This is a genomic window from Azonexus sp. MM2026_4, from assembly GCF_055901855.1.
The window spans coordinates 4255090-4278825 of the sequence record NZ_CM148380.1 but is presented as its reverse complement, the minus strand read 5'-3'; the positions used below and the strand labels follow the sequence as shown (position 1 = coordinate 4278825).

19 protein-coding genes are annotated in these 23736 nt (G+C 62.9%); 7 read left to right on the top strand and 12 right to left on the bottom strand.

Features of this window, described 5'->3' with window-relative positions; all coding sequences use genetic code 11:
* Positions 1-125: 125 nt before the first annotated feature.
* Positions 126-578, top strand: coding sequence for a nucleoside deaminase (locus AC0KWY_RS20245; protein ID WP_474027290.1), 453 nt, complete (start codon positions 126-128; stop codon positions 576-578).
* Between the two features lie 11 nt (positions 579-589).
* Complete coding sequence (queF, locus tag AC0KWY_RS20240) at positions 590-1426, top strand: NADPH-dependent 7-cyano-7-deazaguanine reductase QueF (protein WP_474027289.1); 837 nt, start codon at positions 590-592, stop codon at positions 1424-1426.
* 6 nt (positions 1427-1432) lie between these two features.
* On the opposite strand, the gene AC0KWY_RS20235 is transcribed toward queF, so the two are convergent.
* The 7 genes from AC0KWY_RS20235 to AC0KWY_RS20205 form a co-directional block, all read right to left on the bottom strand.
* Positions 1433-1813 carry a hypothetical protein gene (locus AC0KWY_RS20235; protein WP_474027288.1) on the bottom strand — a complete coding sequence of 127 codons (381 nt, stop codon included), beginning with the start codon at positions 1811-1813 and terminating at the stop codon, positions 1433-1435.
* A 246-nt stretch (positions 1814-2059) separates the two neighbouring features.
* The gene (locus tag AC0KWY_RS20230) at positions 2060-3064 is read right to left on the bottom strand and encodes a T6SS immunity protein Tli4 family protein (protein ID WP_474027287.1); all 1005 of its coding nucleotides are present in this window, start codon (positions 3062-3064) and stop codon (positions 2060-2062) included.
* 122 nt (positions 3065-3186) lie between these two features.
* Positions 3187-4848, bottom strand: a complete 1662-nt coding sequence (locus tag AC0KWY_RS20225) for an esterase/lipase family protein (RefSeq protein WP_474027286.1) — start codon at positions 4846-4848, stop codon at positions 3187-3189.
* 6 nt (positions 4849-4854) lie between these two features.
* Complete coding sequence (locus AC0KWY_RS20220; protein WP_474027285.1) at positions 4855-7203, bottom strand: type VI secretion system Vgr family protein; 2349 nt, start codon at positions 7201-7203, stop codon at positions 4855-4857.
* Between the two features lie 76 nt (positions 7204-7279).
* Positions 7280-8086 carry a T6SS immunity protein Tli3 family protein gene (locus AC0KWY_RS20215; protein WP_474027284.1) on the bottom strand — a complete coding sequence of 269 codons (807 nt, stop codon included), beginning with the start codon at positions 8084-8086 and terminating at the stop codon, positions 7280-7282.
* A complete protein-coding gene (locus tag AC0KWY_RS20210) occupies positions 8083-9852 on the bottom strand; it encodes a T6SS effector phospholipase Tle3 domain-containing protein (protein WP_474027283.1) in 1770 nt (589 codons plus the stop codon). The genes AC0KWY_RS20215 and AC0KWY_RS20210 overlap by 4 nt, the downstream gene beginning before the upstream one ends.
* 4 nt (positions 9853-9856) lie before the next feature.
* Complete coding sequence (locus AC0KWY_RS20205; protein ID WP_474027282.1) at positions 9857-12853, bottom strand: type VI secretion system Vgr family protein; 2997 nt, start codon at positions 12851-12853, stop codon at positions 9857-9859.
* A gap of 328 nt (positions 12854-13181) precedes the next feature.
* Here AC0KWY_RS20205 and exaC point away from each other — a divergent pair, with 328 nt between their 5' ends.
* Positions 13182-14702: an acetaldehyde dehydrogenase ExaC gene (gene exaC, locus AC0KWY_RS20200; RefSeq protein WP_474027281.1), complete on the top strand. Its 1521-nt coding sequence runs from the start codon at positions 13182-13184 to the stop codon at positions 14700-14702.
* An 82-nt stretch (positions 14703-14784) separates the two neighbouring features.
* Positions 14785-15111, top strand: a complete 327-nt coding sequence (locus tag AC0KWY_RS20195) for a c-type cytochrome (protein ID WP_474027280.1) — start codon at positions 14785-14787, stop codon at positions 15109-15111.
* A 3-nt stretch (positions 15112-15114) separates the two neighbouring features.
* Here the strand turns inward: AC0KWY_RS20195 and AC0KWY_RS20190 are convergent, their stop codons facing one another.
* Entirely contained in the window at positions 15115-16260 is a 1146-nt protein-coding gene (locus tag AC0KWY_RS20190) for a PQQ-dependent sugar dehydrogenase (protein WP_474027279.1), read from the bottom strand.
* Between the two features lie 437 nt (positions 16261-16697).
* On the opposite strand from AC0KWY_RS20190, the gene AC0KWY_RS20185 reads away from it, so the two are divergent.
* Both AC0KWY_RS20185 and AC0KWY_RS20180 read left to right on the top strand, forming a co-directional pair.
* Positions 16698-17597 (top strand): DUF7946 domain-containing protein, encoded by a 900-nt coding sequence (locus tag AC0KWY_RS20185; RefSeq protein ID WP_474027278.1) that lies wholly within the window; start codon positions 16698-16700, stop codon positions 17595-17597.
* An 80-nt stretch (positions 17598-17677) separates the two neighbouring features.
* Positions 17678-18598 (top strand): PA3715 family protein, encoded by a 921-nt coding sequence (locus AC0KWY_RS20180; protein ID WP_474027277.1) that lies wholly within the window; start codon positions 17678-17680, stop codon positions 18596-18598.
* A 118-nt stretch (positions 18599-18716) separates the two neighbouring features.
* On the opposite strand, the gene AC0KWY_RS20175 is transcribed toward AC0KWY_RS20180, so the two are convergent.
* Genes AC0KWY_RS20175 through pedF form a run of 4 tightly spaced genes read right to left on the bottom strand, consistent with a single transcriptional unit; the run spans position 18717 to position 21447 of the window.
* A complete protein-coding gene (locus tag AC0KWY_RS20175) occupies positions 18717-19250 on the bottom strand; it encodes a cytochrome b (protein ID WP_474027276.1) in 534 nt (177 codons plus the stop codon).
* A complete protein-coding gene (locus AC0KWY_RS20170) occupies positions 19247-20179 on the bottom strand; it encodes a YVTN family beta-propeller repeat protein (RefSeq protein ID WP_474027275.1) in 933 nt (310 codons plus the stop codon). The genes AC0KWY_RS20175 and AC0KWY_RS20170 overlap by 4 nt, the downstream gene beginning before the upstream one ends.
* A 7-nt stretch (positions 20180-20186) precedes the next feature.
* Entirely contained in the window at positions 20187-21032 is an 846-nt protein-coding gene (locus AC0KWY_RS20165; protein WP_474027274.1) for a substrate-binding periplasmic protein, read from the bottom strand.
* Positions 21022-21447: a cytochrome c-550 PedF gene (pedF, locus tag AC0KWY_RS20160; RefSeq protein WP_474027273.1), complete on the bottom strand. Its 426-nt coding sequence runs from the start codon at positions 21445-21447 to the stop codon at positions 21022-21024. The genes AC0KWY_RS20165 and pedF overlap by 11 nt, the downstream gene beginning before the upstream one ends.
* Positions 21448-21700: 253 nt before the next feature.
* Between pedF and AC0KWY_RS20155 the strand changes: the two genes are divergently transcribed.
* Positions 21701-23686 (top strand): sigma-54-dependent Fis family transcriptional regulator, encoded by a 1986-nt coding sequence (locus AC0KWY_RS20155; protein WP_474027272.1) that lies wholly within the window; start codon positions 21701-21703, stop codon positions 23684-23686.
* Positions 23687-23736: the final 50 nt, after the last annotated feature.

The window sequence follows — 23736 nt, the reverse complement described above, 5'->3', positions numbered from 1 at the left end:
AAGGCAATTGGAGTCATATGCTACTTTGGTAATAAGTACGGCGTTTGACAAATATCAAAACTGACAAGCTTCCCGAGCCCAGCTCGGGCAAAATGTCGCGCACAGCCCACACAGACGGAGGAACCATGGACCCATTCATGCAGGCAGCCATCGACGAAGCGCGCCAGGGACTGGCCGAAGGCGGCATCCCGATCGGCTCGGTGATCGTGCACGACGGGCGGATCATCGGCCGTGGCCACAATCGCCGGGTGCAGCAGGGCAGCGCCATCCGGCACGGCGAGATGGACGCTTTCGAGAACGCCGGCCGCCAGCCGGCCGCCGTCTATCGCGCGGCGACGCTGTACACCACGCTCTCGCCCTGCGCCATGTGCAGCGGCGCCATCCTGCTCTACGGCATCCGCCGTGTCATCGTCGGCGAGAACCGGACCTTCCTCGGCGAGGAAGAGCTGCTGCGCTCGCGCGGCGTCAGCGTCGAGGTGCTGCAGGACGAAACCTGCATCGGCCTGATGCGCGACTTCATCGCCGCCAGCCCGCAACTGTGGAACGAGGACATCGGCGTCGTCGACGCCAGCAGGTAGAATGCCGCGCCATGAACCTGCCCGACCCCAGCCAGGCCTCGCCGCTCGGCAAGCCGACCGAATACTGCAGCCACTACGCGCCGCAACTGCTCTACCCGATCCCGCGCCAGTTGAAGCGTGACGAACTGGGATTGCGCGGCGCCGACCTGCCCTTCGTCGGCGAAGACCTGTGGAATGCCTATGAGGTTTCCTGGCTCAATCCGCGCGGCAAGCCGGTGGTCGCCGTCGCCAGCTTCCGGGTGCCGGCGACCAGCCCCAACCTGATCGAATCGAAGTCCTTCAAGCTCTACCTGAACTCGCTGAACCAGACCGCTTTCGCCGACGCCGAGACGGTCGCCGCGACGCTGCGCGCCGATCTTTCGGCCGCCGCCGGCGCGCCGGTGACGGTCGAGCTGGCGCCGCTCGACCGGCAACCGCCGGCGACCGTCGCCTATCCGGCTGGCATCCTGCTCGACGACCTCGACATCGCCTGCGACGCCTACCAGCCGGCGCCGGAACTGCTCGCCACGCGGGACGCGCTGGTGGTCGAGGAAACGCTCTATTCGCACCTGCTGAAGTCGAACTGCCTGGTCACCGGCCAACCGGACTGGGCGATGCTGGTGATCCGCTACCGCGGGCGGCCGATCGACCGCGCCGGGCTGCTGCGTTACATCGTTTCCTTCCGCAACCACAACGAATTCCACGAGCAGTGCGTCGAGCGCATCTTCTGCGACCTCCGCCGCCGCTGCGCCCCCGAGGCGCTGGCGGTGCACGCCCGCTACACGCGACGCGGCGGCCTCGACATCAATCCCTTCCGCAGCAGCGGCGAATACCCGGCCCCCGGCAACGACCGGGAAATCCGGCAATAGGGAAACTCAGCGGGCGAGAAAGCCCATGATGTCGCTGATGCGCAGCAACTGCGGCTGCTCGTCGAGCCAATCGCGGGCGGCGAGCAGCGACGGCTGCACCATGACTTCGTAGGATTGCATCAGCGGTGACATCAGGACCTTCTCGATGTTGCCGGCCAGGCCGCTGTCCGTGCTGACGAAGACGACCCGGCAATTGGGACAGGACACGGCGGCGCCGATATGCAGGACGGCGACGTCGGTCAACGTCGCCTCGCCGATGCCGTGGCGATCAATCGCGGAAAGATCGTGGATCACGTAACGGGTGTCGTCGAAACGCGCATCGGCCTGAATCCGCCGCACGCACTCCAGCAACTCGTCGCCGCTGACCGCACCGGAATACTTCGCCACCACACCTTCCGGTTCCCACACCCGCTCGCAAGCCATCGCACTGTCCCCGTATGACCGAAGCAACGCCCCCACATTGCTTGCAGCATGATTTCATATGCCACCTATCTTAGCCGCGAATACCGCCGGAATACACCTAGTGGATTCCCCTGACCCCAGATTTCACCCAAGCCGGACCGGTGAAAAGTTCAGAAATCCTTCTTCCCGTCGAGCCGCTGTCCCCACCAGGGGCGGTACCACTGGCCCCCATCAAAATGCGCCAGGCCGAGGCCGCAGGGTCGGAATGACCGCGTCCCACAAGGCCACCGATTCGGCCTCGCTCAAGGTAGCCTGCGTGATGTCCGGCAGGACCGCCGACTCCTCCATCGTTCTCGGGGCGGCGGGAATCCGGTAGCCGTTATGGAAGGTGATCATGATGATCGGCGCTTTGGCGTTACCGAGCTTGCTGTTGGCCTCGAAGGTGAAAAGCTGCCCCTTGACCCGGTCGGTGGTTTTCCCGGTCAGCAGCCATTCGTCGTACTTGATCCCGTGCGCCTCGTGGCGGCCCTTGCGCACCGTATGGCCGTCGGCCTCGGCAGCACCAGCTTCGATCTGCCGACCGCGATCCAGCAGGTTCGTATCCTCGCGGAAATTGGAAGCGGTTTCGAGACTGAAATACACGTCCTGGCTGTCCTTCAGGTGGTAGGAAACCAGAACCTCTTCTTCGTCGGAAGGCGGACCGAGAACGAAACCGTTGTGGATGCAAACACCTTGCTCGGTCGGAACTGCATTGTCGGCCCGACCGCGGACGCGTTCGTACATGCTGAGCAAGTGGGCGAGTTTTTCGGGAAGATCGGTTGGAAAATCTTTTACCCAAGCCTCGCTTTGATACTTCTGGTCAGAAGTATCGTTAGCTTTAATTTCCATATGAATCGAATAGCCGTCGCGCCACGCCATCAATTCCAGCAGTCGACCAAATTCAGCCCCGCCTTGCGATTCGGCGCGATTGAAAACCTTGCCTAACTGAACCTGAGGAGCAGCTTCGATCTTCCTCAGGTAGGGAACATCCGGCTCGCCGTCCATCGTTTCCCGCCGCAACTTTTTCTCGTACTCCTCGAGTTGCATCTCAAAAGCTGACTGAGTCATCGGCCTGATTTCGATTTTGACATCGTCGATGCTCACGTTGAATTGGCTGTTCAATACCAAGTCCGCTGGCATGTCGATGAGGTAGCGACCGATGCAACGGGGTGTCATGTTCTGAGTGATTTTCTTCATTCTGGCTGCTTCCTGTTCAGTCATCTGTGAGGGAGCCGGCTCGCAAGCGACAAGCGCTATGGCACAAAGCAATAGCCAGGCACCGTAGCAAACCCTTGTTCTGGTTGTTCGCATAGTTTCCGTCATTCGTAACGCAAGCTGGTATTGGTGACTTCTTGAGCAATTTTTACGATCGCGCGCAGGGTGAAACTGCGCACCCGGTCAAGTTCCGGTCCCTCCTTGTAGGCCGGTTCATGCCCCGCGACAGCCTGAAGAATCGACTTGACGCCGCTCCTGGCGGCGACGCCGGACCGATGGGGCACAGTGCCGTCACCATTTTCGTCTGGCGGATCGAGAGCGAACAGCCGGAGTTGTTCCCGCTTGTCACGCTGGTCGGCGGGCTTGGACAGGACGATACGCTCACTCTTCGTTCGGCGGCCCATGGTTATGTCAGGTTTTGCCTCGAGCACGTTGACGGGGCCTGAAGCGCCAGCAAGCAAAAGAGAGCGAGGATTACGCTTGCTGCTCCAGCCAACACAGCCGTAGGACATGAACTTGTCGGCACTGCCAAAAAACGCGAAAGAGTTTGAGTGGAATTGGTTTGCCATCTTCTCGTGAAACGGCTTGACCAATTTAATAACAATGTCCGTAAAAGCCCCCCAATCTTTATCGATCTGAGCCTCTCGCTTGGCTGGATCAGATTCGATGTTCAGCGGATTGATCAGGGTGTCTTCGCACATGCTCCACCACTTGCCGCGCACGATATAGATTTCACCGTAAGGATCGCCATTCGTCGGATAGCTGTACTCCTGCGCACCGTCCTTGATCTTCAGCCAGCCATTGCCGTATTCCGGTGTCGGCAGCAATTGCAGCGGACCGGGGGCTGAAGACAGCACTGCCGTCATTTCGGCGGCATCTTCGCCCAGTAGCTTTGCAGTAATCTTGGCGGCGACTCCTCCGAACCAACTATCACTGGGAGGAATCTCCGCGCCGGTTTTCATTCGCTTGTAGGTTGCCGCTGCGCCGATGGTGGGCATGACGCCGTGCGAGATGCCGAAAATCTTGTCCCGCATCGGCACGCCAGCATCATCCTTGAGCAGTTCCGAACAGTAGCGTGCAACCAAGCCACCCATCGAGTGAGTAACGATAATGACCTTCTCGCACTTCTTTTTTTCTTTTTTGTAGCGGGCGATGACCTCGTTGATCTTTTTGCTCAATCGCTTGGCTGAGTCTCTATTATTGGCCAGCCAATTGTACCCACAGGCAAACACCGGAAACCGGTAGCGATAGCTCAAGGCGACTTCTTCGGCCTTCAGTGCCTCTTCGCCCGTCATCGCCCCCAGAGCTTGGCCGATCAGGTTATGACGCTGGCCGTTCTTGGCGTTTTCGTAGTCGTTGAGGTTGCTTTCCAGCCAGAGGAGGAAGCTCTCATAACTGTATGCACCCACTTCGCCCCAGCCCCGTCGCTTGAGTTCTTCCTCCGTATATCCGGTGCCCGTTGGCAGCTTCCCGCCGTCATAGACCTCCGTCACCTCGGGACGTAAATGGCGCTTGCGAGCTTTCGGCCCCCGGGCGATCCAGCCTTTCAGCAGGGATTCAGGGGAATCCATCAGCCACTTGGCGCCATCCTTGCTGATGAGGTTCGATCCCATCACGCCAGGCACGAAGATCACCGGAATGATGCGGTCGGGCACCATTTGGCAGACGCCAAGAGAATCGTCAGGCGTGCTCATGGTCGAAGACCAGTGCGGATCGCCGCGCCGGTCGTAGCTGACGGGAATTTGGCGCTCTTTCGTTTGGCTCACCGCAAATCACTCCTCGGGCAACAAACGGAACTGTATGTTTTCGAGAAACAGGCTTTTCTGCAGTCCGGTACTTCCGTTTCCATCGGTCACTCCCCGTATCAAACTGCCGTCCGCCCGGGCAATCTCGAAACGCCTGTTGGCAACGGGCGAGTTGTCATACGGCCAGCGCAGGACAAGCTCCTCGTCGAAACTGCTGGTCGGCCAAGTATTCATCTCCCGACTCAAGCTGGTCGGCCCCGAGAACTTCTTCTTGCTCGCATGCACCGTGATCGTCCCCGGGCACTGCACGGTGATGCCGCCGTCGATGGTGATTGAGGCCCCACCTTTCACCGCCAGATGAATCTTCTTCGCCGCCGCGAAGTTGACGTGGGCGTTGGCGGAGACGATCTTCAGGTCCTGTTTGGCCTGGAACTTCATTTCATCGCTCTGCGCCTGCAGGTCGATGTCGTCTTTGGCGGCGATCAGTTTGATGCCGGTGTTGCCTTCGCCGGGGCGGATGGCGCCGGCCAGCAGACCGATGGCTTGGCCAGTGTGGAGGCGGGCCTTGCCGGCGATGGCGAGGTTGCTGTCTTCGCCGCTCTCGAAGGTGGTGGTTTCGTCATTGGCGTATTGCAGGTTCTGCCCGGCGATGTGGGCGAAGTTGGCGCGGGCGGCTTGCAGGATCGCCGGGTCGGTCGGGTGCGGGCGTTTGTCGGTATCGGCCGTCGTGGTCTTGGCCTGGGCGTCGGCGTTGGCCTGGTTTTCGTCTTTGGCGTTGACCATGCCGCTGGCGACGGTGTGCAGGGCCTTGATCGGTGCGGCTTGTTGGTCGATGGCGCTTTGTTCGGCGGCGTTGCTGCCGATGGCGCTGGACAGTTCGACGGTGCGGTGGGTCTTCGCCGCCTGGCTGAGGGTGCGGGCCAGGGTGTCGGCTTGTCTGAGCAGGGCCATGCCGGGAGCGAAGTCGCCGGCTGGGGTGCCGGGGGTAGCGAGCGGCCAGGTGCTCATCAGTACGCCGCGCAGCGCGCCCCAGGCGTCGGTGCGCAGCTCGACGCCGGTGCCGCGGAAGCTGCCGCGGTAGTTGTCGGCCTGGTGGATGAGGTGGCCGAGGTTGAGTTCGCTGCTGTGCTGGGTGCTCTTGAGCTGGATGCGTTGCTGGCGGTCGCTGTCGTCCATCACTAGCTGGTTGAACCCCTGGCCGCCGAATTCCTTGCTCTTGAAGCCGCCGAGCGCGGCCGGGTGGCGGTGGCTGTGGCTGGCGCCGCCGTGCCAGGCGGGGCTGTTGCCGCCGGCGAGGTTGCCCTGGCCGGCCGGGCGGTGGTCGGTGGCGGGGTCGAAGACGCTGGCGTCGCTTTCGCCTGGGCGGCCGCCCGGGGTGGCGGGGACGCCGCCGGCGCCCTTGCCGTTGTAGAGGGCGCCGAGCACGTAAGGACGGTCCATGTCGCCGTTCAGGAAGTCGATCAGCACTTCCTGACCGATGCGCGGCAGCCATTGCCAGCCCATGCCGGGGCCGGCCTGGCGTTGCAGGACGCGCATCCAGCAGCTGTCGCGGTCGTCCGGCCGTTCGGCTTGTTGCCAGGGGAAGCGGATCTTGATCCGGCCGTAGCGGTCGCACCAGATTTCGTCGGCGCCGTTCGGGCTCTGTTCGCCGTTGGGGCCGACGACGGTGGCAATCATCGGGCCGGGGGCGGTGGGGCGCGGGTTGAGGCGTAGGCCGGTGTCGTCGGTGAGCGCCGGCCGCCAGGGGAGGTTGGCGTGCAGGCCGGTGAAGCTATTGCCGTAGCCGCGTTCGCGGGCGAGTTCGAGGAGTTCGGCAGGGACTTTGCTCGGCGCGGCGATCGGTTCGACGGCGTCGCCGCCGGAGAGCGGGTCGTCCTGGCCGAGGTTCTGCGGGAGGCGCAGGCGTTCGGCGAGGCGGGCCATGGCGGCGGCGGTCAGGTTGTTGATGCCGGCGTGGCTGACCTCGCAGACCAGGTAGCGGTGATCGCCCGCCCTTGGCAGGTCGCCGATGGCGATCCAGGTGCCGGCGGCGAGGCTGCGCACGGTGCCGCGGCCGAGCCAGGTCAGGTAGCGGGCTTCGTGCGCTTCCATCGTCAGCCGCCCGTAGCGTTCGGCTTCGGCCAGGCTGGCGAAGGCGTAGGGGCCGGCGTCGTCGTAGTTCTCGAGAAGCGGCGCATGCGGCCCGCCGACCGGCTGCGCGGTCGGCACGCTGCTGGCGATGGCGCGCTTGGCCTTGTAGTCGTGCGAGAGCAGCGTGGTTTTGGCGGCGAGCAGGCGGCGGTGTTCGCCGAAGGCGAGGATGGCGTCCTGGGCTTCCTGCGAATCGCTGCGGTGGTAGCGCAGGCCGCTGGCGGAGATTGGGTCCTGCGGCAGCATGGCTGCGTGGGCAACTTCGCGAAAATGCCCTTTTTGGGGCTCAAACTGTCGAACTCGGGAGGCCTGGCCTATCGATTTATTCTTCCTCAACAACGGGATTCAGCGACGGGTCACAGGTGAACCGCTCTTGGCTGGAGGGGGTTTTGACAAAAGGAATCGACGAAAAATCATATTCATCGTATCTATCTGGCTCTAACGGAGGAAATGGTGGTTTCTTTCTTCGAGATTCTTCACAAGCTTTTGTGAGAGCCAAATGTTCTGAAGTGCTCATATTTGGGGTGCGTATTAATTCGCAACGCTCACCGCTACCAAAACCCCATGGTTTTTCATTTTCATAACCATCAAAACGCCTTCTGAAATAGTATTCCAAATGCATTGGCAAAATATAAACATACCCGTCCTTGGTAACACGCACATCGGTATCAATAACTTTCTTTCTTTCTATTTTATCCTCAAAAGAATTACTTGAGTACGTCATACCACGAAAGGTATCCCATGTTCTACCACCATCATTGGTAAAAACAATGGTTAAATAGCACCATTTTTCACCACATCCAAAAGTCGGAATAGCAACTTTTGTTTCGCCAGGCTCAATACTGAAACGTCCTGGCCAGAAGCCTTTTCCCTCATTCTTGTAGCGCCCCATTTCAACTTCTAAGTTCTTGCGCTTATCATTCCACTTCATGATTCCGCCAACCCGGCAGTCACGATAATTTTCCAGGGTGATGTAACGGTGCTCGTCGATCCGGTAGATGACTTGTTGCGGGCTGTTGTACGTGGGGCGCTGATGCACCGGCATGGCGCCTGTGCCGGTGCTGATTGAGGCGACGGAAGCGCAACCGGCGATTAAGGTCACGAAACCACCGAGAAGCAATTTACTCATGTCAGCACCGTATCCTTGTTCTGGGTGTTCCAAAGTGCAGCGGTCTGCTCTCGTTGTTTTTGCAGATCGCCGTAGGTTTCGATGTCAATCAGGGCTGGCATGGGAGGAATGTTCAACTTGCCGGTCGAGAAGTAAGCGTCGGATAACCGCCAGTCCGCCAGATGGTTGAGTTCGTTCCAGAATGCCTTGTCCTGATGGCTCCGGCAAAAACCGATCGGTAGGTCATAAGCGACGACTCGGCTGAGGAATTGCTGATGCTTGGGCAAGGTGCTGTGGTCAGTCGGCTCGGGAATGTAGTTGGCGATTCGCTGCTCCAGTTCCTCCTGGGTTTCCAGTCGATAGCGCGGCATGTTGTCATAAGGGGTGTCATCTTCCCTGACCCATTCCTCCCGGTCATAAATATCCCGATAAAAAGGATAATCGTCGTGCTCTTCCCATCGCTTCGATTGTTGGGATTGAATATCGAAGCCCAGCATTTCCTCGGCGGCAATAGGTTCCGGTACAGCTTCGGCATTGATGCTGACTTGCTGGTTCTGATCGGGTGTCGTCCATACGTCAGTGCGGATCACCCCCTTGGTTTTCTTCATCACGTTCCAGAAAGGACCGGGTTTTCCATTCAGATCACGCGGCCAGAGATAGGCTTTGCCCGGTTCCCCGCCACAGGCCGTGGTGCGAGCCAGAATGCGCTGATAAAGCGTTCCGGGAAACTTGTTCAGTACGCTGTCGGGCAAGCCTTGCCAGCCCATGCTTTGCAGTGCGGTACTCCCCATTACCCGATCGTGCGGATTGAAATAGACGTAAATACGTCCGGTGTTGTCGCGCTCACCTGCCTGCTTCGGCGTCCAGGTTTGCCTTTCCTTCGTGAGACCGACCCGCAGCTGCGCAATCAGCTCATCCGATAGCGGCCGGTGGCCTTTCATGAAATGCTTGACGATATTTTCGAAGGTATTCCGGCGCGCCTTCTCGGTCGGGGCATCGTTACCCTGAGCAAGGCTGTCGGTCACCTTGGACTCCAGCGCATAGGGACCATTCATCAAGATGACGCCGTCCGCCTGGTTTTCCGGCTCGAGCAAGGCCATTGCGCCAAGCACGATCTGCGTACCCTGGCTGTGCCCCATCAAGGTAATGGTATCCGCCGGGTACTTGCCACGAATCCTGCGCACGAGATCGGCCAAGCGGCCGGCTGCGTGGGCGTAATAGTTGCGTGGCGGGGCGTCCTGCAGTTGTCGATCGACCTCGGGATTCATGCTTTGCACGTTGATCGGTAGGAAAGCAACCCAGATTCGCCGACTGAATCCGCGCTCCGACCACAGGAGCGGTAGGTTGTTACAACCGTTCTGGAAGGGGCCGCCGCCCCAGTAAAGCGGAGGTCTTGGGGTGTAATTTTTCGCCCAGGCCGATTTTCGTGCCTTGCTGCTATCCCTTAGCGGGACTTTCCATTTCTTCTCCTGGCGATCAGGCGAGCGATAGCCCCAAAAGAAGTGGATGATCGGCGAGGTTTCGCTGCTGCCGAGTTGAGGTCGCGCAGCGCCTTCGTCGAACGCCCTCGGCTGCAAATCCCCCCTGCCCAGCCTCTTGTTCAATCCTTCCAGCAGATGCTTTTCCGCATCTGCATACCACTCTCCTTCACTATTCACGCCATGCACGAAGATGATGATGCCTGGCATCTCAAGACCGGCAGCAACTTCCTTGCGTTTGAGATAACTGGTCGGGCTGGCATGGGAAATACCCATGGGGGATGGAGTTTTGCTGTTGGCAGCTACCATAGATTCAAACCTTCGGAATAACGGGTCTTTCCAGGGGGAGGGGGTCTGGGTCAATTCTCAGTTGCTCGAGAGCAGAAGCACTGACAACCTGCGTCGCTCCGTTTGCATCAGTCTTGCCACGAATCACCTGTCCGCCTTCGGTTGTGATGCGATAGCCAAAGTTGGGGATCGGCTTGCCAGTGAGTGCGTCGGTGACGATGAAGCCCTCATCGTAATCAGTACTCGGAAACTGCTTGAACTCGTGCCGCAAGCTGGTCGGCCCACTGAACTTCTTCTGGCTTGCATGCACCGTAATCGTCCCCGGGCACTGCACGGCAATCCCGCCGTCGATGGTGATTGAAGCCCCGCCCTTCACCGCCAGATGAATCTTCTTTGCCGCCGCGAAGTCAACGTGGGCATTCGCCGAGACGATCCTCAGGTCCTGTTTGGCCTGGAACTTCATTTCATCGCTCTGCGCCTGCAGGTCGATGTCGTCTCTGGCGGCGATCAGTTTGATGCCGGTGTTGCCTTCGCCGGGGCGGATGGCGCCGGCCACCAGGCCGATGGCCTGGCCGGTGTGGAGGCGGGCCTTGCCGGCGATGGCGAGGTTGCTGTCTTCGCCGCTCTCGAAGGTGGTGGTTTCGTCGTTGGCGTATTGCAGGTTCTGGCCGGCGACGTGGGCGAAGTTGGCGCGGGCGGCTTGCAGGATCGCCGGGTCGGTCGGGTGCGGGCGTTTGTCGGTATCGGCCGTCGTGGTCTTGGCCTGGGCGTCGGCGCTCGCCTGGTTTTCGTCTTTGGCGTCGACCATGCCGCTGGCGACGGTGTGCAGGGCCTTGATCGGTGCGGCTTGTTGGTCGATGGCGCTTTGTTCGGCGGCGTTGCTGCCGATGGCGCTGGACAGTTCGACGGTGCGGTGGGTCTTCGCCGCCTGACTGAGGGTGCGGGCCAGGGTGTCGGCTTGCCTGAGCAGGGCCATGCCCGGGGCGAAGTCGCCGGCCGGGGTGCCGGGGGTGGCGAGCGGCCAGGTGCTCATCAGTACGCCGCGCCCGCCGCGCAGCGCGCCCCAGGCGTCGGTGCGGAGTTCAACGCCGGTGCCGCGGAAGCTGCCGCGGTAGTTGTCGGCTTGGTGGATGAGGTGGCCGAGGTTGAGTTCGCTGCTGTGCTGGGTGCTCTTGAGCTGGATGCGTTGCTGGCGGTCACTGTCGTCCATCACTAGCTGGTTGAACCCCTGGCCGCCGAATTCCTTGCTCTTGAAGCCGCCGAGCGCGGCCGGGTGGCGGTGGCTGTGGCTGGCGCCGCCGTGCCAGGCGGGGCTGTTGCCGCCGGCGAGGTTGCCCTGGCCGGCCGGGCGGTGGTCGGTGGCGGGGTCGAAGACGCTGGCGTCGCTTTCGCCCGGGCGGCCGCCCGGGGTGGCGGGGACGCCGCCGGCGCCCTTGCCGTTGTAGAGGGCGCCGAGGACGTAGGGACGGTCCATGTCGCCGTTCAGGAAGTCGATCAGCACTTCCTGGCCGATCCGTGGCAGCCATTGCCAGCCCATGCCGGGGCCGGCCTGGCGTTGCAGGACGCGCATCCAGCAGCTGTCGCGGTCGTCCGGCCGTTCGGCTTGTTGCCAGGGGAAGCGGATCTTGATCCGGCCGTAGCGATCGCACCAGATTTCGTCGGCGCCGTTCGGGCTCTGCTCGCCGTTGGGGCCGACGACGCTGGCGGTCATCGGGCCGGGGGCGGTGGGGCGCGGGTTGAGGCGCAGGCCGGTGTCGTCGGTGAGCGCCGGCCGCCAGGGGAGGTCGACGTGCAGGCCGGTGAAGCTATTGCCGTAGCCGCGTTCGCGGGCGAGTTCGAGGAGTTCGGCGGGGAGGCGTTCGGGGGCGGCGACCGGTTCGACGGCGTCGCCGCCGGAGAGCGGGTCGTCCTGGCCGAGGTTCTGCGGGAGGCGCAGGCGTTCGGCCAGGCGGGCCATGGCGGCGGCGGTCAGGTTGTTGATGCCGGCGTGGTTCACTTCGCAGACCAGGTAGCGGTGATCGCCGGTGCGCGGCAGGTCGCCGATGGCGATCCAGGTGCCGGCGGTGAGGCTGCGCACGGTACCGCGGCCGAGCCAGGTCAGGTAGCGGGCTTCGTGCGCTTCCATCGTCAGCCGCCCGTAGCGTTCGGCTTCGGCCAGGCTGGCGAAGGCGTAGGGGCCGGCGTCGTCGTAGTTCTCGAGGGCTGGCGCGTTGGCGCCGCCGATCGGCTGCGCCGTCGGCACGCTGGCGGCGATGGCGCGCTTGGCCTTGTAGTCGTGCGAGAGCAGCGTGGTTTTGGCGGCGAGCAGGCGGCGGTGTTCGCCGAAGGCGAGGATGGCATCTTGCGCTTCCTGCGAATCGCTGCGGTGGTAGCGCAGGCCGCTGGCGGACACCGGGTCCTGCGGCAGCAGGCGGCTGTCGGCGAAGATCGTCAGGCGGTGGCCGCCGGGGGCCGCGTCGTCGGCTTCGACGCGCCAGCCCAGGCCTTCCTCGGCGAGCAGGCGGGAGACGAACTGGTAGTCCGATTCGTTGTACTGCACGCAGTAGCTGCGCGGCCGGGTGTCGGCGAGGAAGCCGGCGACCTCGTCGGCCCATTGCCAGGCGGCGATGTCGGCGTAGTCGGCGAACACGGTGTCGACGATGTCGACCACGGTGCGTTCCTGGAAGACCCGGTGATGGCGGCCGCGCGAAGTCAGCCAGAGCCAGGGAATGACGATCAGCCGGTAGCGCCCGAAACCGCCGTCGGCGTCGAGCGTCGCCGCCCAGCGCACGTAGCCGTGGCGCTTGTAGGTGCTGCCGTCGGCCAGCCGGACGTCAAGCGCCAGCGCCTTGCCGAGGAAACGCGACTGGCCGAGCCGGGCGTCCGGCGCGACGAGGTCGATGACGTATTCGAATCCGCCCGACAGACTCTCCCGCCCCCACCAGCATTCGACTTCCAGTTGCGGCATCCCCTCGTCCCGCCAGGACAGCGCGTACAGGCGCGTGTCGCTCGAGAACAGGTTGCGCACGAGGTCGATGGACATGGCGGTGACGACGGAATGGGAAGCCGGAAGGATAGCGAAGACAACGTCATGTGACAACGGAATTGTTGTTGCAAGCCTGTTGCCCGAGCGCACCCGGCCACTGCTCCAAATTTGCACAGCCGTTGATCAATGGAGCAGCCCGGCCCTCGACAGACACCCGAACCAAGCGCACAAGCCATTGATTGACAAGCGCTTTGCAAAACCAGGAACGGGCTGGCACGCGGCGTGCGAATGATAGGTCACGAGTCACGGCGCAGCGTCGATCCCGAGGCAACGCCGGATTTCCAAAGACTTGTCCGCAACCCATTTCGAGAACACTGGAGACAAAATGATCTACGCAGCCCCCGGCGCCGCTGGCGCAAAAATCGCCTACAAGGCCAAGTACGACAACTTCATCAACGGCCAATGGACCGCGCCGGTCAAGGGCCAGTACTTCGACGTGGTGACCCCGGTCAGCGGCAAGGTCTACACGCAAGCCGCCCGCTCCACCGCCGAAGACATCGAGCTGGCGCTCGACGCCGCGCATGCCGCCTTCCCGAAGTGGGGCAAGACCGATGCCGCGACCCGCTCCAATATCTTGCTCAAGATCGCCGACCGCCTCGAACAGAACCTCGAACTGCTCGCCTACGCCGAGACCGTCGACAACGGCAAGCCGATCCGCGAAACGCTGGCGGCCGACATCCCGCTCGCCGTCGACCACTTCCGTTACTTCGCCGGTTGCCTGCGTTCGCAGGAAGGCGGCATCTCGGAAATCGACGAGAACACCATGGCCTACCACATCCATGAGCCGCTCGGCGTCGTCGGCCAGATCATCCCCTGGAACTTCCCGATCCTGATGGCCGCCTGGAAGCTCGCCCCGGCGCTCGGCGCCGGCAACTGCGTGGTCCTCAAGCCGGCCGAATCGACGCCGATCTCGATCCTCATCCTGGTCGACCTGATCGCCGACCTGCTGCCGCCGGGCGTGTTGAACATCGTCAATGGTCTCGGTCGCGAAGCCGGCATGCCGCTCGCCACCTCCAAGCGCATCGCCAAGATCGCCTTCACCGGCTCCACCGCCACCGGCCGCGTCATCGCCCAGGCCGCCGCCAACAACCTGATCCCGGCCACCCTGGAACTGGGCGGCAAGTCGCCCAACGTCTTCTTCGCCGACATCATGGACAAGGACGACGGCTTCCTCGACAAGGCGATCGAAGGCATGGTCCTGTTCGCCTTCAACCAGGGCGAAGTGTGTACCTGCCCGAGCCGCGCGCTGATCCAGGAATCGATCTACGATGCCTTCATCGAACGCGTCATCAAGCGCGTCGCCGCGATCAAGCAGGGCTCGCCGCTCGACACCGAAACGATGATGGGCGCCCAGGCCTCGCAGATCCAGATGGACAAGATCGAGTCCTACCTCAAGCTGGGCAAGGAAGAAGGCGCCGAAGTGCTGATCGGCGGCGAACGCGCCCACCTCGGCGGCGACATCGAAGGCGGTTACTACATCCAGCCGACGCTGTTCAAGGGCCACAACAAGATGCGCATCTTCCAGGAAGAAATCTTCGGGCCGGTGCTCGCGGTGACCACCTTCAAGGACGAAGCCGACGCGCTGGCGATCGCCAACGATACCATCTACGGCCTCGGCGCCGGCGTCTGGAGCCGCAACGGCAACGTCGCCTACCGCATGGGTCGGGCCATCCAGGCCGGTCGCGTATGGACCAACTGCTACCACGCCTACCCGGCGCACGCCGCCTTCGGCGGCTACAAGGAATCCGGTATCGGTCGCGAGACGCACAAGGTCATGCTCGACCACTACCAGCAGACCAAGAACCTGCTCGTCTCCTACGCGGAACAGAAGCTCGGCTTCTTCTGAGCGAATCTCCTCCACTGTCCCTTTGCGGGGAACTTGCGGGGGCGGGCGACCGCCCCCTTTTTTTCGAATGCCCGGAGTTTTCATGAAATCCGTCTTCCGCGCCGCCGGCCTCTTCCTCGCCGCCAGCCTGCTCGCCCCTGCCCTGTCCGCCCACGCCAGCGAAGCCATCGTCAAGAAGGCGCGTTGCGTTGCCTGCCACGCCGTCGACGTCAAGCGCGTCGGTCCCGCCTACAAGGACGTTGCCGCCAAGTACCGGGGCGACGCCAAGGCGCCCGCCGCCCTCTTCGACAAGGTCCGCCACGGCGGGTCCGGCAACTGGGGTACGGTACCGATGCTGCCCCACCCCGCCGACAAGATCAGCGACGACGACCTCAGGCAGGCGATCGCCTGGGTGCTCTCGCTGGAGTGAGCCTCACGGACGGGCGACCGGCTCCAGCCGCAGCAGCCGCCCGTCCGCCGCGTCGGTCAGCAGGTAGAGAAAGCCGTCCGGCCCCTGCCGGACATCGCGGATGCGGCCGACCTGGCCGACCAGCAGGCGCTCCTCGCCGGCCACGCGCTCGCCGTCCAGTTCCAGCCGCAGCAAGGCCTGCGCCTTCAGCGCGCCGACGAAGAGATTGCCCTGCCAGCCGGGAAACCGCCCGCCCGTGTAAAACGCCATGCCGGACGGCGCAATCGACGGCGTCCATTGGTACAACGGCTGCTCCATCCCCGGCAAATGCGTACCGACGCCGATCTTCGTCCCCAGCCCGTAATTGACCCCGTAGGTGATCAGCGGCCAGCCGTAATTGCGGCCGGGCCGGATCACGTTGATCTCGTCGCCGCCCTGCGGCCCGTGCTCGTGCGTCCATAAAGCGCCGCTCTGCGGATGCAGCGCCGCCCCCTGCATACTGCGATGGCCGGTGCTGTAGACCTCCGGCCGGGCGCCGGCAACGCCGCGCCAGGGATTGTCGGCCGGCACCCGACCGTCGTCGTGCAGGCGGACCAGCTTGCCGGCCAGATCGCCAGGGGCCTGCGCCCGCTCCATCTCACCGCGGTCGCCCTGGGTGATGTAGAGCATGCCGTCGCCGCCGAACACCAGGCGCGAACCGAAATGCACGCGGCCGAGCGACTTCGGCTGCTGGCGATAGATCACCTGCAGATCGACCAGCCGGCTGCCGCTGGCGTCGCCCACCAGCCGCCCGCGCGCCACCTCGGTTCCCGCACCGCCCTCGCCGCCCCCGGCATAGGACAGATAAACCCAGCCGTTGCTGGCAAACTGCGGATGCAGCGCGACATCGAGCAACCCGCCCTGACCGCGCGCCACCACCGCCGGCACCCCGACCACCGACCGCGGATCGAGCCGCCCGTCGGCCCCGACCAGGCGCAAACGCCCCGGCCGCTCGCTGACCAGAAAACGGCCATCGGGCAAGAAAGCGACCGACCACGGATGCTCCAGCCCAGCACTCAGCTCGACCACACGGAAAGCCGCCTTCTCGCTGCGCTGCACCTCGCCAGCGGCGCGGGCGGGTGGAAGGACAGCGACGAACAACAAGCCACAGAACAGAACACGCCAGACCATGCCGCTCTCCAGAACAGCCCTCGCGGGGCGGGAGTCGGGTAAACCTGAGTGATGGCGGGAAATTCCGCCGGGATGAGGGCGGCTTTGCGCTTTCGCCATGTTTGCTGGCGTCGACTGGCATCACGCAATACTGGTAGCAAACTACGCTGGGCAAAAAATGCTGGCAACGCTTTCGCCCGCCAAGACAAATTCTGGTGTCACCGGCCTAGCGATCCTCCTGAGCACAAGCAACCTCCCAAAATTGTTCCACGGCGGACGTTGGCTCTGTCCGTATGATTGTTGATTGATAAACAGAGTGACATCAGATAACCTGTATGCCATTCAAATCACTCACGAGTGATTTAAGCGTACCAACATTATTTATTGGCAACCACCAAAGCCAATTTCAACCAAATAACTGTTACACCATAATTTACCAAGACCGATCATTGATAGCCATGAAAAGATATGATGTTCAGTTTGAGCTTTCCTATTCGGGGTCTGATTCAGATGATCATGAAATCGACCTTTACGACGTATCTCAAGCGCTGGTGGGTTTCCAACGATCTTTGGCAATTACTACACATCTAATACTAAACGGAGAAATCATCACTCAAGCCCCTGCATTAAAAGGGGCGCAAATATTCGCCTTCCCATCAGAGGAAGGTAGTTGGAAAATAAAAGCCGGGGTACTGGTTCTTGGAACAGCAGCGTATCACGTTGCAACAGCACCAAATAACACTCCGCTCGGTCACTTGGTTTATTCTGCTTATGATTACGTAATTTCAGAAAGCCTAGGATTCCACGTTGATTACAACAAATCCCTAGGCCAACTGTATGAGGAGAATGAAAAGAATAAAATTCAACTTCCAATAGTTAGACAAGCCCAGCTAGATTCCGTAATTGAAAAGTGCACAACCGCGATTACTGAAATTCATCGCCCCATCTACAAAACAAAGACCGCAAATACTGCTCGAATACATACAAACATAGACAACAAGAGGATACCTCTTCGCCCAACCTTATCTTTTGACTCGTTTCAATACATTATCGAAGAATACATTGAAGACAAAGTCACCGCAATCAGAGGGTTTGTATCAAGCTACAACGCCAATACTTACAAGGGACGCATCTATGTTCCAGAGGAAGAGCGACCCATTTCATTCGAACTATCTGAGCAAGTAAGAAGCGAGGGTGATATTCAACTAATTGTTGATAGTTTACGTGCTAATGCGTTGCGAAAATTCGAAGCCAAGCCACTCGAGATTTATTGCATGGTTAAGCGAGTAACCACCAAATCCGGGTATTTAAAAAAATACAAAGTTCTGGCAGCTTCTGGAAAAGCTTTCACAGAATAAATATTTACGACTTATGGAGGATTGACCACGGTTTCTTAGACCGATGGATCATCACCCCCCAATTACTTGCGCTGTACTCCATGGCCGCCAAAACTTCGCTCACCTCCGAACAACAAGCACGGCCGATTCAGATACAACTCACAATGCCAAAGAAATTCCTTCTGTTACCCATCCTGATGCTCTTAAGTTCATTCGCATGGTCCCGGAGCGAGGATCAATCGATTTGTGACCGGAAGCTTCTCGCCGAGACGTTCGGAGATCAGCAAAAGATCACCTTCGAAGGACAGAATCAGAAGGAGGAGCATGAGTGGTCTGAGTTGGCTCTGGTCTGCCAGGAGAAAGCGGACGATCCCGAGCAGATCATCGTGGCGACCTTCTTCGTGCCGAACAAACCCAGCGGAGAGTTCGAAACGCGGGAAATCGGCTTTGCGGTGGCAATCGTCGATCGGGCGCAGCGACGCCTCCGCTCGCTGCACACTTCACAATTGCAGGAAGATGGTGGGACAAATGCCTTTTGGCATGGCTCGCTGGCCATCGATTCGGCCCGCCATGAGCTCAATAACGACGCGAGGGCGATCGGCATTCGCATGGATATCGTGCGGCCTGGTTGCGCGTGGGAAGGCGCATCGGGTGATGCCTTGTGGCTGTTCGTGGAGCGGGGAACGGTACTGCAGCCGGTGCTCGCCGGCTTCAATATGTATCACTCACGGCGCCAGTTCTTCAGCGGTTGTATCTGCTGTTCCCAGGAAGACTCAAGAGGTGCGGTGCACGATGCATCCCTGACGCTGTCACCAGCTTCGACGTCAAGCAACGGCTACCAGGACCTGGCGTTTCAAGCGACCATTTCGTCCTCCACGTACAAGCTCCCGGAAATCGAAGACGAGACCGTGCCCGTGGGATTGATGAAATTTGACGGACAGCAGTATCGAGTTGAGGCAGTTGAGGGGCGGGTTGACGAACTCCTTGAGGCCCGGCAGCAAAAGTACGAGAAATGGCGTTGAGCCGCTGCGGTCGTCAGGGCCAAACGCCTTCCCGGATGCGCTGACGGTCCGCAGCTTCCAGGCCCCGCCGATAGAGACCAGGCACCGTCACCCACCTGCTCCATTTTTCAACACCTGTTCATTTCCGCAACAGCGCACCGGGCAACATGCGTTGCAGGGTTCCGTCGCGCAGCAGCAGGTGTTTCAGGGTGCCAGCGAGGTGCAGGAGGATCAGCGCGGCGCCGGTCCACACCAGAAGCACGTGCAATTGCTTGAAGGCGGCGTTGAGTCCTTCTTCGGCGGCGAACAGGCGCGGCAGCTCTTGGCCGAAGAATTTGACCGGATAGGGTGTGAAGGCTGAGGCCAGGTAGCCGGCGAGCGGGGCGAGGACGAGGAAGGCGTAGAGCGCCAGGTGGGTGGCGCCGGCCACCTTGGCCAGCGCCCCTTGCAGCGGCGAGGGCGGTGGCGGGTGGAAGCGGCGCCAGCCGAGGCGCAGCGCCACCAGGAGCAGCGCGAGCAGGCCGAGCGATTTGTGCAGGCCGTAGGCGGCGCTGCGTTCGGCGCCCTTGGGCAGGTCGGTCATCGTCCAGCCGAGCCAGAGCAGCCAGACGATCAGGATCGCCTGCGCCCAGTGCAGCAGAATCGCCGGCAGCGTGTAGCGGGCGGCGCTCATCGGATGCTGACGCCCCAGGGCAGTTCGCCGACGGCGATGTCGCCGGTTTTCTCGAAGCGGCCGGTGTCGATCACCGAGACGCTGCCGGAGCGCCCGTTGGCGACGTAGAGCTTGCCGCCGTCCGGGGTCAGCGCCATGTTCCAGGGCCGCTTGCCGACAGCGACGGTGCCGCTGACCGTGTTGCTGGCGACATCGATGGCCATCACCGAGCCGTCGCGGCCGTTGGAGATGTAGACGCGCTTGCCGTCCGGATGGATGGCGACGCCGTTGGGGTACTGGCCGGCGGGAATCTCGGCGATGGCCTGGTGGCTGGCGACGTCGATGGCGTAGACCTTGTCGGCCAGTTCGCAGGCGACGTAGGCGCGGCTGCCGTCGGCCAGGAAGCCAATGCCGCGCGGCCGCTTGCCGACTGCAATGCTGGCGACCTGGCGGCGGGCGACGACGTCGATCACATCGACCTGCTCGGCGTCTTCGGCGCTGACGTAGAGCCAGCGGCTGTCGGGGCTGAACACGGCGTGCTCGGGGTTCTTGCCGTGCACCTTGATGCGCGCCAGCTCCTTCGCCGCCGGGGCGCTGAGCAGGACGACCACGTTGTCGTCCTCGACGGCGACGGCGAGCAGCTTGCCGTCCGGCGACAGGCTGACGCCTTCCGGCGAATCGCCGACCTTGACCCGGCGTTCCAGCTTGCCGGCGGCGCTGTCGACGATGAGCAGGCTGGCGGTCTTGCCGTCGGTCAGGTAGAGCCGGCCGCTGCCGCCGGCGATGCCGCGCGGCCGCTCGCCGATCGGGAACTGGCGGACGACGGTATCGCTGGCGGTGTCGATGACGCTGACGCTGGCGCTCTTCTCGTTCGGCACGTAGGCGTAGGGTTCGGCGCTGGCGCCGGCGGCGGCGAACAGGGCGAGGAGGAAACAGGAGGTGACGCGCATGTTGGCCTCAGTTGGCTTGGTAAGTGATGCCGTGCTGGCGGAAGATGGCGGCAATGCTGCCGTCGCGGCGCAGGTCGGCGACGGCAGCGCCGACCGCTTCGGCGAGCGCCGCTTCCTCGGCCTTGACGGCCATGCCGAGCGGCCAGCCGTCGATCTTCAGCTCGGCGAAGTTGGCGCTTTCCAGCACCACCTGCTGCTGCCCGGCCAGCGCCGCTTCCAGCTCGGCGCGCGGGGCGAGGACCGCGGCGATCTGGCCGGCGGCCAGCGCCCGACCGGCTTCGGCGACGGTGGTGAAGTGCACGACGTTCTCGCGCAGGCGGCCATTGAGCACGGAAAGCAGGAAGGAATCGGCGAGCGAGGCGGTTTCGACGCCGATCTTCTCGCGGGTGAACACTTCCAGCGCCACCGCGGCGGAGCCGGCAAGCGCCGGCACGCGCTGCGGATTGCGCGCGACGGCCAGGCTTTCGCGATGGTAGGTACCGAAGATGCGGACCTTGTCGTTGGCCCGCGCCAGGCCTTCGTCGACCGGCACGTGGAGCATCAGGTCGGCGGGCTGGGTGCCGAGGTAATGGCCCTTCCAGACCATGTTGCGCAGGTCGTCGTTCATGTCCTCGTCGGCGTTGAAGCCGACGATCTCGGCGGCGACGCCGAGGCGGGCGGCGATGGCGCGGCCGAGGTCGGCGTCGATGCCCTTGCCGCCGGCCAGCGAGTACGGCGGGAAGTCGTTATACACGGCGATGCGCAGACGGCCGCGCTGGCGCACCGTCTCCAGCGCATCGGCAACCGCCGGCAGGGCCAGACAGAGGGGCAGCGCGGCAAGCGCCTTGAGGCAGCGGCGGCGATCATTCCTCATGGACGGTCTCCAGCCAGGCGCGGATCGCCCACATCGCTTCCTGCGACAGGGTGCCCTCGAACGGCGGCATGTAGACGCGGCCGTCGCGCACGGCGCCCTTGCGGATGCGCTGCAGGAAGACTTCGTCGCCCTCGTCGCCCTTCGGCAGATAGCGCAGATCGGGGGCAATGCCGCCGGAAACGGCGCCCAGGCCGTGGCAGCGCGCGCAGTTCTGGTTGAACGCGGAATCGCCGATGCGGATCGCCGTCTTGTCTTCGCGGTAGGGGTTGGCGGCCTGCCAATCGGCGCCGAGTTGCTTCAGGCCTTTGGTATCAACCGCCTGCGGTACCACGTCGCCGTGGGCGAAGACCAGCGACGAGGTGGCCAGGCACAGGGTGGCGACCAGGGCGCCGAGGGAATGGGTGGAATACTTCACGGGGTCTCCTTTGGTGAATGCGAAACGACAGCTTGTGCCGGGTCTGACTGCAAGGCCTGTGCCAGTCCCCCGGAACGGCGGCCGCTCCCCCCGCTTTGCCGCCAACCGGGGCAATATTCCCCGGAAACGACATGGCACGTTTCTGGCTTTAACGGCTGCGGCGTTGCACAGAAAATTGCTCCTTAAATGGGCAGGTGCTACGTTATGAAACAACAGCACATAAAAACGCATCCGGGGACGGAGGAGAGACAAGATGGGACAGATACAAGTGGTGGCCGGCCTGCACGGCCCGCGCCTGCGCGAAGCGCGCCAGGCATTTTTCGAACGCGGCGAACTGCCGGCGGGCATGATCGATCCGCTGATCCTGCGCTCCTGGGAGCGCTGCCGACGCTTCGGGCTGACCGAGAACTACGCGCTGCCCGGCGTCGAATCGCTCGACCGGGTGGCGCTGAAGAGCGAGCAGTACCGCAACCGCTACCTGCTGCAACAGGTGCGGCCGATCATGGAACATGTCTATGAGCAGATCCGCGACTCGGGCAGCATGGTCATCCTGGCCGACGCCAACGGCCTCTTGCTTGACACCGTCGGCGACCCCGACTTCGTCGACCGCGCCGACCGCGTCGCCCTCGCCCCCGGCGCCTCGTGGGACGAGAACCAGCGCGGTACCAACGCGATCGGCACCGCGCTGTCCGAAGAACGCGCGGTGGAAGTGCTGGGCGCCGAACACTTCCTCGAACACAACGGCTTCCTGACCTGCTGCGCCAGCCCGATCTTCGGGCCGGACGGCGCGCTGATCGGCGTCCTCGACATTTCCGGCGACTACCGGGCGACGCAGCGCCACACCCTGGGGCTGGCCCGGCTATCGACGGCGCTGGCCGAGAAACGCCTGTTCGAGTCGGCGCACGCCGGCGACATCATCGTCTGCTTCCATTCGCGCCCCGATTACCTCGGCAGCCCCAAGGAAGGTCAGGCGGCGGTCAGCCCGGACGGCCAGGTCAAGGCGATCAATTACAACGGTCTGGAAATCCTCGGCATCCGCCGCGTCGATGCGGTACGCCGCGACTTCTCGATGGTCTTCGAGAACAACCTGGGCACGCTGATCGACCGCCAGCGGCAGAACGGCCAGGGGCACAGCACGATCACGGTCAACGGCCGGACGATCAACCTGGTGCTGCGCGGCACCCTGCCCGCGCCGTCCGCCGCCGGCCGCGTCTACGAAGCCGAAAGCGGCAGCCGGCCGGCCGCCGCCCGGCGCGCCGAGGCGCCCTGCCCGCAGGTGCTGACGCTGGACACCCTGAACACCGGCGACGCCCGCCTGCAACTGGCGATCGACCGCGCCAGGCGGCTGCTCGGGCGCGACATCCCGATCATGATCCAGGGCGAATCCGGCGCCGGCAAGGAGATGTTCGCCAAGGCCTTCCACAACAGCGGCCCGCGCGCCGACGGCCCCTTCGTCGCCCTCAACTGCGCGTCGATCCCGGAAAGCCTGATCGAGTCCGAACTCTTCGGCTACCAGGGCGGCGCCTTCACCGGCGCGCGCAAGGAAGGCGCCCCCGGCAAGATCCAGCAGGCGCACGGCGGCACCCTCTTCCTCGACGAAATCGGCGACATGCCGATGAACATGCAGGCGCGGCTGCTGCGCGTGCTGCAGGAACGCGCCGTGACGCCGCTCGGCAGCACGCGGGAAATCCAGGTCGACATCTCGCTGGTCTGCGCCACCCACCGCAAGCTGCGCGAGGAAGTCGCCCGCGGCAGCTTCCGCGAGGATCTCTACTACCGGCTCAACGGCATGAGCGTCACCCTGCCGCCGCTGCGCGAGCGCAGCGATCTGCGCCAACTGGTCGCCAAGCTGGCCGCCGGCGAAAGCTGCGAGCGCGGCCCGGTGCGCTTCACCGACGGCGCGCTGCAGGTGATCGAGCGCTACAGCTGGCCGGGCAACATCCGCCAGTTGTTCAACGTGATCCGCGTCGCCATCGCCCTGCTCGACGACGACGAGACGACGGTCCATGAATCGCACCTGCCGGAAGAACTGTTCGAGGCGCCGCTGGCGCCCGTCTCCGCCGGCAGCGAAGCACAGTGGGCGGCGGCACCGCTGGAAAACCCGGTCGGCAGCCTTGAGGAAGTCGGCCGCCAGCTCGCCCAGCGCGCGCTCGACCAGGCCAACGGCAACGTCTCGGCGGCGGCACGCCAACTCGGCATCAGCCGCAACACGCTCTACCGCAAGCTAGGCAAGTTATAGCCCTGGATTCCTCAGTTGACCGCTATCTTTTATCGAAGAAGCCAGGGTTT

Excerpts from the sequence above, each read along its gene's own strand:
- AC0KWY_RS20205 (WP_474027282.1), bottom strand. The coding sequence starts at position 12,853 with ATGTCCATCGACCTCGTGCGCAACCTGTTCTCGAGCGACACGCGCCTG.
- AC0KWY_RS20190 (WP_474027279.1), bottom strand. The coding sequence starts at position 16,260 with ATGGTCTGGCGTGTTCTGTTCTGTGGCTTGTTGTTCGTCGCTGTCCTT.
- AC0KWY_RS20210 (WP_474027283.1), bottom strand. The coding sequence starts at position 9,852 with ATGGTAGCTGCCAACAGCAAAACTCCATCCCCCATGGGTATTTCCCAT.
- AC0KWY_RS20230 (WP_474027287.1), bottom strand. The coding sequence starts at position 3,064 with ATGAAGAAAATCACTCAGAACATGACACCCCGTTGCATCGGTCGCTAC.
- AC0KWY_RS20155 (WP_474027272.1), top strand. The coding sequence starts at position 21,701 with ATGGGACAGATACAAGTGGTGGCCGGCCTGCACGGCCCGCGCCTGCGC.
- AC0KWY_RS20175 (WP_474027276.1), bottom strand. The coding sequence starts at position 19,250 with ATGAGCGCCGCCCGCTACACGCTGCCGGCGATTCTGCTGCACTGGGCG.
- AC0KWY_RS20185 (WP_474027278.1), top strand. The coding sequence starts at position 16,698 with ATGAAAAGATATGATGTTCAGTTTGAGCTTTCCTATTCGGGGTCTGAT.
- AC0KWY_RS20245 (WP_474027290.1), top strand. The coding sequence starts at position 126 with ATGGACCCATTCATGCAGGCAGCCATCGACGAAGCGCGCCAGGGACTG.
- AC0KWY_RS20165 (WP_474027274.1), bottom strand. The coding sequence starts at position 21,032 with ATGAGGAATGATCGCCGCCGCTGCCTCAAGGCGCTTGCCGCGCTGCCC.
- AC0KWY_RS20215 (WP_474027284.1), bottom strand. The coding sequence starts at position 8,086 with ATGAGTAAATTGCTTCTCGGTGGTTTCGTGACCTTAATCGCCGGTTGC.
- exaC (WP_474027281.1), top strand. The coding sequence starts at position 13,182 with ATGATCTACGCAGCCCCCGGCGCCGCTGGCGCAAAAATCGCCTACAAG.
- AC0KWY_RS20195 (WP_474027280.1), top strand. The coding sequence starts at position 14,785 with ATGAAATCCGTCTTCCGCGCCGCCGGCCTCTTCCTCGCCGCCAGCCTG.
- AC0KWY_RS20220 (WP_474027285.1), bottom strand. The coding sequence starts at position 7,203 with ATGCTGCCGCAGGACCCAATCTCCGCCAGCGGCCTGCGCTACCACCGC.
- AC0KWY_RS20180 (WP_474027277.1), top strand. The coding sequence starts at position 17,678 with ATGGCCGCCAAAACTTCGCTCACCTCCGAACAACAAGCACGGCCGATT.
- AC0KWY_RS20170 (WP_474027275.1), bottom strand. The coding sequence starts at position 20,179 with ATGCGCGTCACCTCCTGTTTCCTCCTCGCCCTGTTCGCCGCCGCCGGC.
- queF (WP_474027289.1), top strand. The coding sequence starts at position 590 with ATGAACCTGCCCGACCCCAGCCAGGCCTCGCCGCTCGGCAAGCCGACC.